This is a genomic window from Vibrio sp. QJM3NY_26 (assembly GCF_057786005.1).
On record NZ_CM173515.1, the window covers coordinates 1,479,451 to 1,492,333 of the forward strand.

The window sequence follows — 12,883 nt, forward strand, 5'->3', positions numbered from 1 at the left end:
AAATTAATAATACTTATTCCACATCAGTATCGTTAATGAGAGAGTTTATCTACCAGCTTGTCGACTGTTCCATCTCGTTAGACAGGTGATCGATAAAGGCTCTTAACAGCGGTGTGATTTGTTTACGCGTCCCATAAACCGCGTGTACACCCAACGTTTTAGGTTTCCATTCAGAGAGTAGAGGAACCAATAGCCCGTTTTCAATTAAGCCTTCGACTGAAGGAAAGGGCAGTAAGCAGATACCGTTGCCTTTGAGTGTGGCAGACAACAATACCTCGGAGGTGTTGGCGCTGAAATTCCCTTTGATTGGCACTGATTCCAGTCCATTCGGGCCTTTAAACGTCCACGCGGTTTTACCAAAGTAACTGAATGACAAACAGTTGTGGTGCGCTAAATCTTGTGCGTTTGATGGCGTACCTTTCTCTTTTAGATATTGAGGAGATGCGCAAATCACCGAGCGACATTCACCTAGCTGCTTCGCGACAATATTCGGTGTTAGTTCGTTGGTAATGCGAATTGCCAAATCGATGCGTGATTCAACAAGATTGACTGTTTGATCAGTAGAAACGATATCAATTGAGACCTCTGGCCATTTATCGATGAAGCGACCGATCACGTCCATCAAGAAGCTATCGACAATAGAGTAGCTTGCGGTAATACGCAGTTGACCTTTTAAGTGTTCGCGGCTTTGGTTTCGAATACCCGCTAACGACGCTTCAAGGGCAAGTAGTTCTCTTGCGACTTCTAGTGTTTCTTTCCCTGCACTGGTTAAGCTCAAGCTTCGAGTGGTTCTATGAAGCAAGCGTGTGTCCATCCAGCTTTCGAGTTCCCCCAAATAGCGAGTGACTTTGGTTCGAGATAGCTCAAGGTGCTCTGCTGCTGCACTCAAACTGCCACGTTCAACGATGGTGACAAAGACGTTCATTGCCTCGAGTTTATCCATTGTTCTAATTACCCAACGATTTTCGAATCTAATAGTTACCGGAAAATTAGTATATGTCCGAAAATCGCAACAGTGAAAGTTAATTTGATGTCTATTTCATCTAAATCCAATTAAATAAGATGTTTGCACACTCAATGAGTTGACATGCGTTCAGCTCGAAATAACGGAATCAAGCTATGAAAAAGTTATCTAAAACCCTTCTATCGAGAACCGCGCTTTTAGGAACGATGAGCCTAGGAGCAATGTTGGCAGCATCGAGTGTTGTCTCTGCTGCTGAACTAAACATCACTCATTACAATCCGGGTGAAAACGCGATATTCCCCGCAAGCTCTGTGCTGGTTTCGGGAGAGAAAGAAGTGATTTTGTTTGATGCGCAATTTAGCGTCGCAGATGGGCAAAAGCTGGTGGATCAAATCAAAGCGACTGGCAAAGAGTTGTCGATGGTTTACATCAGCAGCGGCGACCCAGATTTCTACTTTGGCTTAGAACCGATTGTTGCGGCATTTCCAAACGTTGAGGTCGTTGCCAGTGAAGCGATCGTTACTCACATCAAGCGTACAAAAGATGCAAAGCTAGAGTACTGGGGGCCAATCTTAGAAGATAACGCACCATCTAAAGTAATTGTCCCAACCGTTCTTAATGACACCACGTTGAACCTCGAAGGTGAAACCATCGAGGTGAGAGAAATTAACACGCATCAAGCGTACCTGTGGGTGCCGTCTGAGAAAACGGTGTTTGGTGGCGTGTCGGTGTATAGCGGTGTACATGTATGGATGGCAGATACTGCATCGAAAGAGATTCGTAGCCAGTGGTCACAATCATTGGATCGCATGAAAGCACTTGAGCCAGAGGTTGTAATTCCGGGTCACTATTTAGGTGAAATGCCAACAGGTGCTAACGGCGTTCAATTTACGATGGATTACGTGGCAGATATTGAAAAGGCACTGGTAAGTATAAGCAATCCAACGTCTGTTGATATCAGTGATTACATGAAGAAAGCATACCCACAATTTAAGGCAACAGAAGGCGACCTAGAACTGGGTGCCAAAGTGCTAAGTGGTGAGATGGAGTGGCACTAAGTTCATTCTCTCGGTTGTGTCTCAGAAAAGCTTGAAGATTGTGTGCTAGATTTAAGTTGATACACAACTGGAGATATCGATGATCTGGCTTTCGGTGAAAGTACTACAGATTGGACTTGTCTATGGATACAGGAAGTATCAAAAAACGAAAAGAGCCCCAGCTTAGGGGCTCTTTTTTTGTTTTCCAAGTAAAGCCATTTTATGTTGAGTAGGATTGAAAGAAATGGCGTATTTGTCCGGTTTACTAGTCAGTATCTAAATTGACTCTGAAATGTCACATCATCAATAAGCGAATTTATGTTGAAAATAGACCCCATTACCCCTCACATCGGTGCTCGTATCCATGGAGTCGATCTTGCCAGATGCAGTGCGAATGAACTCGATGAGGTTTATCAGGCGCTGATTACCCATCAAGTCATCTTCCTAGGTGATCAAGTACTCTCACCAGAACAACACTTGATGATTGCAGAACGTTTTGGAAGGTTAGAACCTGCGCATCCTTTCTTTCCTTGCGTGGAAAGTGCACCTCAGGTCAGTGTGATTGAAACAACGCGTGGCAATGCCCCGGTGGAAAGCTATTGGCATACCGATTTAACGTGGCGTAGCCTGCCATCTAAAGCTTCTTTGTTGCATGCTCAACATATTCCAAGCGTCGGTGGAGACACTATCTGGTGCTCTATGACCGCTGTATTTGATTCATTAGATGAAAGTATGAAAGCAAAACTGAGGGGCTTATCGGCGACTCATTCGCTGGTGGCTTTTGAAGGCATAGAGTCGGATCAGATTGAGCTTGATTGGCATAAGTCGTTAATTAAAACCGCACATGAAAATCCACCAGTGATTCACCCGGTTGTTCAAATTCATCCTGAAACGGGTAAAGAGACGCTCTATATAAATGAACAATTTACTCGTTATATCAATGAACTCGACCGACAAGAGAGTGATGTTTTACTTAACCAACTGTTCGAAATTGCACGCTGCCCTGAATTTCAAGTTCGTTTCAAATGGGACAAGGGAGCAATGGCTATTTGGGATAACAGGGTAACGCAGCATTACGCGGTGATTGATTACGGCGATACCCCAAGAAAGATGCATCGCGTTACAGTGACATAATGGTAAGTAAGAGGGGTAATTGGTGTAAGCGCTAGCGGACAAACCTTAGGAACTCAGGTTTAGTGTCTGAATTAAAGTATAAAACTGAGACTTCATTCATCTAAGTCAATAATTAAAACAAAAGCGTTGATACATATTTGATTGAAACCTCACTGATCGGAGGTGATTTGTAATATAATCGACGCCAAAATATAAGAATAAAAATTAAACCATAGAATTAGTAAACGTTAGGGCTTAGAGAATAAAGAATTTCGTATGAACGCTATTCGTAAAGTTTATCAGTACGCAGAACCAAACCTTACTCTCGTGGGTTGGATGGGCTTTGTCGGCTTCCCAATTTACTACATAGTGTGGGAGTTCTTGTTCCCTCAACCTTATGAAAACTTAATGCTGCGCTTGTTTTGCTCAGTGTTGTTTTTCGGCATTATCTATCGCAATAGTGTCCCATTTGAATGGCGAAAATACCTTCCGGTTTATTATCAAGTCGCCGTAACCCTCTGCTTGCCGTTTTTCTTCTTCTACATGTTACTAATGAATAATTGGTCCAATGTTTGGGTTATGTCATTCATGTCTGCCATTTTCCTCCATATTTTATTAGTGCACGTGACGAGAGTGATGTTTGCACAAACCTTTGCCGGTATTGGGATGGCGACCTTGTGCGCTTGGATTGCACAAGGCTTCTACTTAGAACTCACAATGGATTGGACGCATGTGCCAATCTTTTTGTTTATCTACTTATTTGGTAACTTGTTCTACTTCCGCAATCAGATGGAACACGAGAATAAGGTGTCGTTGGCGAAATCTTTTGGAGCCGGTATCGCGCACGAGATGCGAAACCCCCTGAGCGGTTTGTTGACCTCTATTGATGTTATGCAGTCCATATTGCCGAACCCTAAAAGTGGTGATCACAAAGGGCAATATTCTTTAAGCAACGAAGAAGTCATACAGTTACGTGAAGTGGGCGATGAAGCGATGGAGATCATTCACTCAGGTAACGAGACGATTGACCTGTTACTGACTTCAATTGATGAAAACCGAGTATCTCGATCTACCTTCAAGAAGCATTCAGCTCAAGCGGTGATTGAGGGTGCGATAGACAGCTTTAACTACAAGCGTTCAGCCGATAAATCAGCAATCTCTTTAGACGTACAGAGTAACTTTGATTTCTTGGGTAGCGACACTCTGTTGAAGTACGTGATGTATAACTTGTTCAAGAACGCATTCCACCATCGCAGCCCTGAAGATTTTCATATTCATGTCACCATGTGTAGTGATGAAGTGGCCAATCAAATAATGGTTACCGATAACGGGTCAGGCATCTCAAATGATGTGATTCGACGCATTTTCCAGGACTTTTATACTACTGGCCAATCGGGTAATTACGGCTTAGGTTTGCCATTTTGTCAGAAGGTAATGCGCTCGTTTGGTGGTGAAATTAAATGTCAGTCTGAAGTGGATCAATGGACACAGTTCACGATGACTTTTCCATCTTTGTCTTCCCATTCGGTGAAAGAAATCAAGAATGAACTGACTAAACTTAAGAGTGTGCTAATGGTGAGTGACCAGAAAGTTCTCACCAATAAAATGACTGAGGTAGCCCGTTTTATGGGGTTTGAGCTCACGGTGTTGGATGTAGCATCAGCGCTTAAAAAGAAGGAATACCAGTTCGAATTCGATTTGATATTCGTTGACATGGAGAGCTTGGATTTAAGAGCAAGTTGCCTCGATAGAATTGAATCTTTACTTTCATTCACTGAAGCTCGAATCATCTATTTGTATGAACGTCACCCAATTAAACGTGTCCGAAACGTTGCTTTTGAACCTATTTGGGTGGAAACACAAGTTTGGTTACTGAATACCAAGGCGACCATCGAACGCTTACTTTTCGACTCCAACTATGTGATGCCATCAGTTTCTGTAAAACCGTTAGAGGCTACCAATAAGCGCACGATTATGGTGGTCGATGATAACGAATCTCTGCGCCGATTTACCGCAATGTTATTGGAAAAGCAGGGTTTTGATGTCGTGCAGAAAGAAGATGGGCAACAAGCCTTAGACGCGTTGGACAGCGATGATATTGATTTAATTCTGATGGATATCGAGATGCCAATCATGGACGGTGTTGAAGCTTCTCGTCGAATTCGAAGCGCTAACAAAGCATACTCTTCAGTGCCAATTATTGCTCACACGGGTGACAGTTCTCCTGTGACATTGGAAAAAATGGAATCATCAGGCATGTCAGATTTTATCGTCAAACCGGCAGATAAAAACCGCCTGTTCGATAAGATTGCTCACTGGATTTAGTGAATGCCATAGGTTGAAGCACACGACCATTTTGTCAGCGAACAAAGACACAAGATAGAGCTCAGCTATTCGCTGGGCTCTTTTTGTATAGCGACATGATAGCGTCCATTCAGTCCTGCCGTTTTTGTTAGTTATAGAATTGGCAGAGTTATACGAATTCTAACTCTGGGTGATGGTACGCCTCATGACAAACCGTGAGCACATGGTCAATATCTCTTGGTGTCATGTCGGCATTGACCGAAAAGCGGATGATGTTTTTGTTCTTGCCCGTCGCGGGGCGGCAGAAAACCGCACCGAATACATCACGTTCTTCGAGGAAATCACGAACACGCTCGGTGTTTGTTTCACTACCACACTCTAGTGCCACGATTTGAGACTCGCTGCGGATGTTAAAGCCAATCCGTTTGAGGCCAGTAGTAAGCGATTTAGCGCTTTTGAATAAGGCTTTTCGTTTGTCTTCTGAACCTTTTATGACCTCTAATGTTTTCTCTAAACGAACCACCTCTTGTGGTAACACGGTCGAGCTGAAAATAGCTGGATACGCGACAAAAGGTAAGGTTTCTGAAAGCTGCTTTGGCCCAAGGATAGCACCAGCACGATAGGCAAATGTTTTAGCCAAGCTAACGGTAATAAAGTCGACTTGGTTAGTGAGGCCCAATGCGTGAACTAAGCCAGCACCATTTTCTCCATGCGTACCCAGTGAATGCGATTCATCAACGACAACGGCACAATCAAACTCTTGCGCCATTTCGTAGATGTCGCGTAGTGGGGCGATGGTGCCAATCGTGCTATAAACTGAGTCGACAACAATCACACCTGAGCCATGACGTTCAAGTTGCTTGCGTAAGTGACTCATATTGTTATGCATAAATGGATGGGCTATTGCACCAGCCGCGCGAATACCTTCCCACAGCGACATGTGTGCAAAAAAGTCGATATACACAGGCGTAGCTGGCGGACAGATAGTTTGAAGTAACCCAATGTTGGCCGCCCAGCCAGATTGAGAAAGCAAACAACTTTCCATACCCACATAGCTTGCGAGTTCGGTTTCAAACGCAGGTTTAGACTCTTCATCTTGCAGGAAAATGGCCGACATCACCACGTTGTCATCGTTTTCACTGATCGCCGCTTGGTGAGCTTGTTGGATCTGCTTGTTGTGCGACAGGGCTAGGTAATCATTGCTCTGCATGACAACGGCGTTGCACGGTGGACGTTTACCCAACACCAAGTGTTTCTGACTTTGGTTCTGGGTAATCAGGTCTTGAATATAGAAGTTCAAGCGTTCTTCAATAAAGGAAGGTAATGGTTTTTTTTTGGTTTTATCACTCATAATAGTTCTCTTCAAATACAGGATAACGCCAGCGCTGACGGTTGTATATTGACGATTAAAAGTGAGGTGTCATTGGCCCAGTTGCATAATTTTGTGCGTGCTTGCAAACTCAGTATTTAAGGGTTTTGAGGCGAGTGAATTTCCTTACGGTTCGGGGCTTTAACCTAGTTTAGATGGGAATAATAGCCTTCTTTTTTATGATAAAAGGCTATTAAAATTCGGTGCTCGAATGGCTATGAAAAGGTCGATTATGAAAAGCTACGGTGTGCTAGCTTTGTTTATTAACTAGCACGTATTACCTATGAATGTGAATCAGTTCTATTAAGTCGTCTAATTGCTGCTTGGCTTTCCCCTCTAACGAGTAACCAATATTGATGCGTAAGCAATTGCTGTAAAGGTCGAGAGTGCTGAACAGGTGTCCAAGTCTGATATCAATGTTCTGGTCGGCAACTGCCTGAGCAAAGGTTGATTGGTTCAAGTTGGGTATTTGTAACCAAAGCACCATGCCACCTTGTGGGTTACTTATCTTCACATCTTGAGGAAGATGCTGAGCCAAATAGCTTAGATATTGCTGGCGTAATGAAAGGATTTGAGCACACCTTCTTCGAATGTGTTTAGCGTATTGGCCTGATTCGATAAAGTCAGCAACCGCAAGCTGAGTGGGCAGGGCAACGCCATAACTCGCAGCAGAAAACTGAGCCTTGTACTCGTCTATGTACCTTCCTGGCAAGCACCAGCCTAAACGATAACTTGGCGACAGGCTTTTCGATACTGAACCACACCACAGCACGTACCCACCTTTGTCATAGTATTTTGCAGGTAGTGGTGTGTGTGAAGAATATGAGAGCTCTAGATACACATCGTCTTCAATGATTGGTACTCGATAGTGATTCGCCAATTCAGCCAGTTTTTGTTTTTGACTGGCCGACATATTGATCCCTTGAGGATTCATATGTGAGGTACAGAAGATAGCGGCATCCACTCGTTTATTCTTCAAATGCGCTTCCAGTTGTTGCAAGTCGACACCATCATCTAGAGACGGGATCTCGATGATTTTTCGCGACATTTGTCCGAGCAATTCCAGAATACCGTTGAAACATGGCGAGCTAATAGCGATGGTATCACCTTCTTTGGTACACGATTCAAGAGCAGCCTTAATCGCAGACATACAGCCAGCCGTAATCACCATCTCTTCAGGTGAAAAGTGCACATCGAGCTTGGCAAAGTGAGTGGATAATGCCTGTCGTAACATTGGCTCACCTTGTGCCTCTGGGTAATGGTTTAGCCTGTTGCTCATACGCCTAATAGCGCGGCGAAAACTGCGTTCCAGTTCAACGATCGACTGTTCATCATTGGCGGTACTCGAAACCCCTAAAGGTCCATTGATTGAGTTGTGAGTCGATGAGGTTTGCCTAACGCTGGACACTTTACTTTCAAACTGTGCCCATTCCGGTGTGGAGTGAGCAGGTTTATGAAGAGAAACAAAATACCCAGCTTGAGGTCGAGAGTGGATCCAACCTTGGGATTCTAGCTCTTGGTAACAGCTCACCACGGTCGACATGCTGATGGCCTGTTGCTTGGCCAATTGACGCAGCGAAGGCATGCGTCCGCCTTCCGGTCTTTTGCCGGTTTCTATCTCATCGATAAACTGATTGGCTAGCTTTCTGTAGATACTCATTGTCACGACCGTTATTAACTGTACTGGTTTTTATTGTAAAAATTGTATCTGTACTGGTTTTATTGTTCAAGGGATACTCATTCAAAACAAAGGAGGGGTGAGTATGAAAAGAAATGATTTGTTGTTAGCGGTATTCGTTATGGCAATTTGGGGATTCAATTTCTCGATGATCAAAATGGGTGTGACCAACGTTCATCCATTATTGGCCACTGCAGCACGTTTTTCGCTAGCGGTGATTCCGGTGATATTTTTTGTGGCGAGACCTAATGTCGCTTGGCGCTACTTAGTCAGTTATGGCTTTGTGTTCGGTGTGGGAATTTGGGGTATGGCTTCATGGTCGATTACTGCGGGTTTGTCTTCCGGGCTTTCATCGGTATTGCTTTCAACCAACGTATTAATCGGCATGGCGGTTGGCGTGTGGGTGTTCAAGGAGAGTGCTTCCGTTCGCAAACTAATGGGTGCGATGCTAGCCATGTGTGCGTTAGCAGTGTTGGTTTCGGCAGCAACGGGCAACGTGACACTCAATGGTGTTATCTTGATTATGATAGCGGCATGCAGCTGGACCTTGATGGGCGTGATTGTTAAGGCATCTAAAACCACTCAGGCTTTTGCATTTAATGTGTGGGGGATGCTGTTTGCTCCGGTGCCACTGGTGTTATTTGCCGTGATGTTACACGGTGACCAAATTATCTGGCAGGGTATTGAACAATGGGATTGGAACACGACGATTGCGGTGCTGTTTCAGGCTTATCCAACCACGCTATTTGGTTATTGGGTGTGGAATAAGTTATTAATACAATACCCGTTAAGCACGACCGCGCCGTTAACCTTGCTGGTGCCAATATTCGCGTTGATAAGTGGTTACTTTATGTATGACGAAGTACTATCAGTCGCCCAAGTTGTCGCATCGGTGCTGTTCTTAGTCGGGATTGGCTTAATCGTAAAACCTGCGAAGACACCGAGCGTTAAAACATCAGATAGCGCAGAAGATAATGGAAAGCTTGTTAAGCAGTCGTGATTTGATTCGCTGCAAAGAAGCATGATGTAGATTAATCATCGAAACTACAGTGTTGAATAAAAACGAAGGCCTCGCAATTGCGGGGCCTTTGTGTGTATGTTTCACAATGAGTTATCGTTTCCATATTGAATTTTTGTGTCTACTTAGGACTATCTAGTGCCTGATTACGAAGTGTTCTGGAGAAATGAACTCATTGTTGTTATGTTATATTATAACAATAAAGCAAGGGTGACTTGCACTTTCGATATTTGGAAATCAATGACATGGACAACATTAATCAAGTCTTACTGGTTGCTGGAACACACGGTAACGAGCTCTCAGGAATCTATTTAAACAAACTCATCAAAGAGCGTTTGTATGCCGCCGATCGTTCAACGTTTTCGACTACTTCTGTTATCGCAAATCCTAAAGCGGTAGAGCAGAACGTTCGATATGTTGATACCGACCTAAATCGTCAGTTTTCTAATGCTAACAACGACGATACTTCAGGTTTAGCTGAGTACACAGTCGCACGACAGTTTATAGATAGACACGCAAGCAAAGAGCAGCAATTGATCGTGGATTTGCACAACACGACCAGCAATATGGGAGCGACATTAATCTTGCTTTCCAATGATGCTTTCTACCAAAAAATGGGCGCTTACGTGAAACAGCGAATGCCGGAAGCCAATATTCTGTTTGAAGATAGAAAGCCTTGGGATGAGCAGCCTTACCTTTGCACAACAGGCAAGTGTGGTGTGATGATTGAAGTTGGCGCTCAGGCACATGGCTCACTTAAGTTCGATACTCTCAAACTGATGAAGCAGATGCTGACCATGGTTCTTGATTACGTTGAGAAGCATAACCTTAACCAAGTACAAGCGTTAGAAGACTACGATGCTTTCTTCTATGTTGAAGAGGTTAATGTTCCACTTGGTCCTGATGGTATGCGAGTAGCCACAGTACACCCAGCGATCTGTGGTCGAGATTTCGAGGTAGTGAAGCAAGGGGAACCTTTGCTCGCGACTTTCTTTGGTTATGATATCTATTGGGAGCGCGAACAAGATATCTATCCACATTTCATTAATGAAAGTGCTTACGCTAAAGCCAACATTGCAATGGCATTGGCAGAGAAGCGTTTGGTTTCTGTGAGTTAGTGACTTACACACATAGCTGATTGGTTAAAAAGCCCTATGAATGCAGTAGTTCATAGGGCTTTGATTTTAGGGTGGGATAAGGGTTAACCTGTTCTGGCTAAATCTGACACGCCAACAATTGGCTTTCTAAGTCGCTGTCTATGGCCTGACTAATCACCTCAATTCTGGTTTCATTGCATTCATCAAGTTCACACTCTGTTAGACCATCTTCCGTTAGGTTGTAACCAAAGATACCGCTTTGAGTAATGAACACCGCTTTCATTCGTTCGGCTTTGAGTCCAACTAATACATTAAGCAATTGCTGACGGTCGAACAGTTTGTCAGCCGCGAATCGCCAACCAATACTTTCAAACCCTTCACCTTGGTTACTCGCCTTTATCATACCGCTCTCTGGCATCGGTAATTCAGAAGCGAGTGGCTTATCTTGTTTATGATCATGGTGATGATGGTGCCCATGAGCTTGGTGATGGTAAAAATTGGTGTTTCCATCGAACTCGTCGGAAGGGATCTTACCGTGATGGGCAAATATGAGTTTGGTGTCTGGGTGACAAACCTGTGCGACGTACTCAGCCAGTTTTTCTGCATCGCCACTTTTGTAGAGATCGACTTTATTACCCACAATGGTGTCGGCAATGGTGATTTGCTGATTGAAGGTATCGTGTTCAGAATAGCGTGTGTCAGAAAGCTTGCGGGCATCAACCAAAGTAACGTTTTTCTGCAGTGACAGTACTTTGCGATAGTGCTCTGAAGACAAGACTTCTAGTACTTCTTTAGGATGACCAAGCCCGGTTGGCTCGATCAATAAGCGATCAGGTTTTGCTTCTGACAGCAGTTGATTCAGTGCGATCTGCATCGGTAAACCAGCCGCGCAACACATACAACCGCCAGGCACTTCACGAATAAACACTTGTTGTTTGCTGTCGTTCCCTTGGATCAAACTGCCATCAACGCCAATCTCTCCAAATTCGTTCACCAAAATAGCCCAGTTTTCATCTGCGGGCTTATTCTTCATTAGGTTGAGAATCGCAGTGGTCTTACCCACGCCGAGAAAGCCAGTAATGATATTGGTGGGAATACCCAAGATAGGCTTTTTATCAGAGCTCATTGGCAATTCTCCGATAACCTTGCACAAGGGTATGGTTTGCTGAAACGACCGATTCTGAAAACGCAGAATACTCAGGTGGGACCTTGGAGATATTGTTCAAATCAAACCCTGAGCCAATATTGGTCATCGGTGGTACGTGGAAGTTCTCGGGTAAGTCATGCCCGTCTACCACGCAGTTATGGCGAATCACACAACCTTTGCCAATCACCGCATTAAAGACCACAGAGTTGAAGCCAATAAAAACGTCGTCACAGACCTCGCAAGGGCCATGAATAATCGAGCGATGGGCGATGGATGAACGTTCACCAATGGTGACGGCAGCGCCAGCTTTTGAGTGAATAACCACACCGTCTTGAATATTGGTATCACGCTTGATCACGATGGCTTCCATATCGCCTTGTTCATTGACTTCGTCAGCACGAATAACGGCGTAAGGGCCAATAAACACGTTATCTTCAATGGTGACCTTGCCACAGATAATGGCCGTTGGGTCAATGAAAGCGGTCTCCGAGACTTCTGGCATATGGCCGCTTGGATTTCTTCTTAACATATTGAGCTCTTTATTTTTTAATGCCGCTGGGCATACCACCATTGATGGCGCTGGGCATTTATGTATCGACGCATTCATCGCACACGCAACTGATCTCTAGTTGAGGCGTGACCACGGTGAAACCTTCTTGTTTAGCGTGGGATTGAAGCCCGTGAATCATGGCAGGGTCGATGGTTTGCTCGCTGATTTTGTCGCACTTTGAGCAAATTAAAAATTGAGGGATACCATGCTCATGTTCGCAAAGGATATGGTCGCAGAGGATGTATTTGTTGGAGACTTTAAGTTTGTGCGCTAAGTGATGCTCTTCAAGAAACTCCAACACCCTATAAACCGACATTGCTTGAACATGCTGGTCAAAGTGCTCTTTACAATAATCAACGATTTCATAGGCAGACAGCGCTTTATTGGCGTGAATCAAGGTTCGCAGAATTAACTGTCTTTTGGCCGTAAATTGTTTGCCACTGACTTTACAGCCCTGTTTTACATGTTCAATGATCGCTTCAAGATCTCTCATTCAATCTACATAATTAATGATATTATTGATATGTTATAACATATCAGGTTGAGGTGTGGAACGTACTTTTTCTTTGTGGGTGTCTAGGATAAATACTCAGGGTGATGAATATT

At 44.1% G+C, this 12,883-nt stretch carries 11 protein-coding genes; 5 read left to right on the forward strand and 6 right to left on the reverse strand.

What is annotated here, in order from left to right; translation table 11 throughout:
- Positions 1 to 49 precede the first annotated feature (49 nt).
- Complete coding sequence (locus tag AC3CH4_RS06620) at positions 50 to 943, reverse strand: LysR family transcriptional regulator (protein ID WP_054546486.1); 894 nt, start codon at positions 941 to 943, stop codon at positions 50 to 52.
- A gap of 176 nt (positions 944 to 1,119) precedes the next feature.
- Between AC3CH4_RS06620 and AC3CH4_RS06625 the strand changes: the two genes are divergently transcribed.
- The 3 genes from AC3CH4_RS06625 (at position 1,120) to AC3CH4_RS06635 (ending at position 5,439) form a co-directional block, all read left to right on the forward strand.
- Positions 1,120 to 2,022 carry a Vmh family MBL fold metallo-hydrolase gene (locus tag AC3CH4_RS06625; protein WP_488543495.1) on the forward strand — a complete coding sequence of 301 codons (903 nt, stop codon included), beginning with the start codon at positions 1,120 to 1,122 and terminating at the stop codon, positions 2,020 to 2,022.
- A gap of 297 nt (positions 2,023 to 2,319) precedes the next feature.
- Positions 2,320 to 3,135: a TauD/TfdA dioxygenase family protein gene (locus AC3CH4_RS06630; RefSeq protein WP_114633367.1), complete on the forward strand. Its 816-nt coding sequence runs from the start codon at positions 2,320 to 2,322 to the stop codon at positions 3,133 to 3,135.
- Between the two features lie 255 nt (positions 3,136 to 3,390).
- Positions 3,391 to 5,439, forward strand: coding sequence for an ATP-binding response regulator (locus tag AC3CH4_RS06635; RefSeq protein WP_488543496.1), 2,049 nt, complete (start codon positions 3,391 to 3,393; stop codon positions 5,437 to 5,439).
- Positions 5,440 to 5,587: 148 nt separating this feature from the next.
- Here AC3CH4_RS06635 and cqsA read toward each other — a convergent pair whose 3' ends face one another.
- Entirely contained in the window at positions 5,588 to 6,769 is a 1,182-nt protein-coding gene (gene cqsA / locus AC3CH4_RS06640) for an alpha-hydroxyketone-type quorum-sensing autoinducer synthase (protein ID WP_065205398.1), read from the reverse strand.
- A gap of 295 nt (positions 6,770 to 7,064) precedes the next feature.
- On the reverse strand, positions 7,065 to 8,447 hold the full coding sequence (locus tag AC3CH4_RS06645) for an aminotransferase-like domain-containing protein (RefSeq protein WP_488543497.1): 1,383 nt from the start codon (positions 8,445 to 8,447) through the stop codon (positions 7,065 to 7,067).
- 103 nt (positions 8,448 to 8,550) lie between these two features.
- Between AC3CH4_RS06645 and AC3CH4_RS06650 the strand changes: the two genes are divergently transcribed.
- Positions 8,551 to 9,465 (forward strand): EamA family transporter, encoded by a 915-nt coding sequence (locus tag AC3CH4_RS06650; protein ID WP_488543498.1) that lies wholly within the window; start codon positions 8,551 to 8,553, stop codon positions 9,463 to 9,465.
- A gap of 263 nt (positions 9,466 to 9,728) precedes the next feature.
- The gene (locus tag AC3CH4_RS06655; RefSeq protein ID WP_488543499.1) at positions 9,729 to 10,601 is read left to right on the forward strand and encodes an aspartoacylase; all 873 of its coding nucleotides are present in this window, start codon (positions 9,729 to 9,731) and stop codon (positions 10,599 to 10,601) included.
- Between the two features lie 97 nt (positions 10,602 to 10,698).
- Here AC3CH4_RS06655 and AC3CH4_RS06660 read toward each other — a convergent pair whose 3' ends face one another.
- From AC3CH4_RS06660 to AC3CH4_RS06670, 3 genes are read right to left on the reverse strand one after another with little or no spacing between them, the layout of a single operon-like run.
- Positions 10,699 to 11,706 carry a CobW family GTP-binding protein gene (locus tag AC3CH4_RS06660; protein WP_488543500.1) on the reverse strand — a complete coding sequence of 336 codons (1,008 nt, stop codon included), beginning with the start codon at positions 11,704 to 11,706 and terminating at the stop codon, positions 10,699 to 10,701.
- The gene (locus AC3CH4_RS06665; protein WP_488543501.1) at positions 11,696 to 12,256 is read right to left on the reverse strand and encodes an LbetaH domain-containing protein; all 561 of its coding nucleotides are present in this window, start codon (positions 12,254 to 12,256) and stop codon (positions 11,696 to 11,698) included. Before AC3CH4_RS06665 ends, AC3CH4_RS06660 begins: the two co-directional genes overlap by 11 nt.
- A gap of 58 nt (positions 12,257 to 12,314) precedes the next feature.
- The gene (locus AC3CH4_RS06670) at positions 12,315 to 12,770 is read right to left on the reverse strand and encodes a Fur family transcriptional regulator (RefSeq protein WP_171314578.1); all 456 of its coding nucleotides are present in this window, start codon (positions 12,768 to 12,770) and stop codon (positions 12,315 to 12,317) included.
- Positions 12,771 to 12,883 lie beyond the last annotated feature (113 nt).

What these genes read in the sequence shown, in the direction of transcription:
- AC3CH4_RS06665 (WP_488543501.1), bottom strand. Translation starts at nt 12,256, where the DNA reads ATGTTAAGAAGAAATCCAAGCGGCCATATGCCAGAAGTCTCGGAGACC.
- AC3CH4_RS06670 (WP_171314578.1), bottom strand. Translation starts at nt 12,770, where the DNA reads ATGAGAGATCTTGAAGCGATCATTGAACATGTAAAACAGGGCTGTAAA.
- AC3CH4_RS06635 (WP_488543496.1), top strand. Translation starts at nt 3,391, where the DNA reads ATGAACGCTATTCGTAAAGTTTATCAGTACGCAGAACCAAACCTTACT.
- cqsA (WP_065205398.1), bottom strand. Translation starts at nt 6,769, where the DNA reads ATGAGTGATAAAACCAAAAAAAAACCATTACCTTCCTTTATTGAAGAA.
- AC3CH4_RS06655 (WP_488543499.1), top strand. Translation starts at nt 9,729, where the DNA reads ATGGACAACATTAATCAAGTCTTACTGGTTGCTGGAACACACGGTAAC.
- AC3CH4_RS06660 (WP_488543500.1), bottom strand. Translation starts at nt 11,706, where the DNA reads ATGAGCTCTGATAAAAAGCCTATCTTGGGTATTCCCACCAATATCATT.
- AC3CH4_RS06650 (WP_488543498.1), top strand. Translation starts at nt 8,551, where the DNA reads ATGAAAAGAAATGATTTGTTGTTAGCGGTATTCGTTATGGCAATTTGG.
- AC3CH4_RS06620 (WP_054546486.1), bottom strand. Translation starts at nt 943, where the DNA reads ATGGATAAACTCGAGGCAATGAACGTCTTTGTCACCATCGTTGAACGT.
- AC3CH4_RS06645 (WP_488543497.1), bottom strand. Translation starts at nt 8,447, where the DNA reads ATGAGTATCTACAGAAAGCTAGCCAATCAGTTTATCGATGAGATAGAA.
- AC3CH4_RS06625 (WP_488543495.1), top strand. Translation starts at nt 1,120, where the DNA reads ATGAAAAAGTTATCTAAAACCCTTCTATCGAGAACCGCGCTTTTAGGA.
- AC3CH4_RS06630 (WP_114633367.1), top strand. Translation starts at nt 2,320, where the DNA reads ATGTTGAAAATAGACCCCATTACCCCTCACATCGGTGCTCGTATCCAT.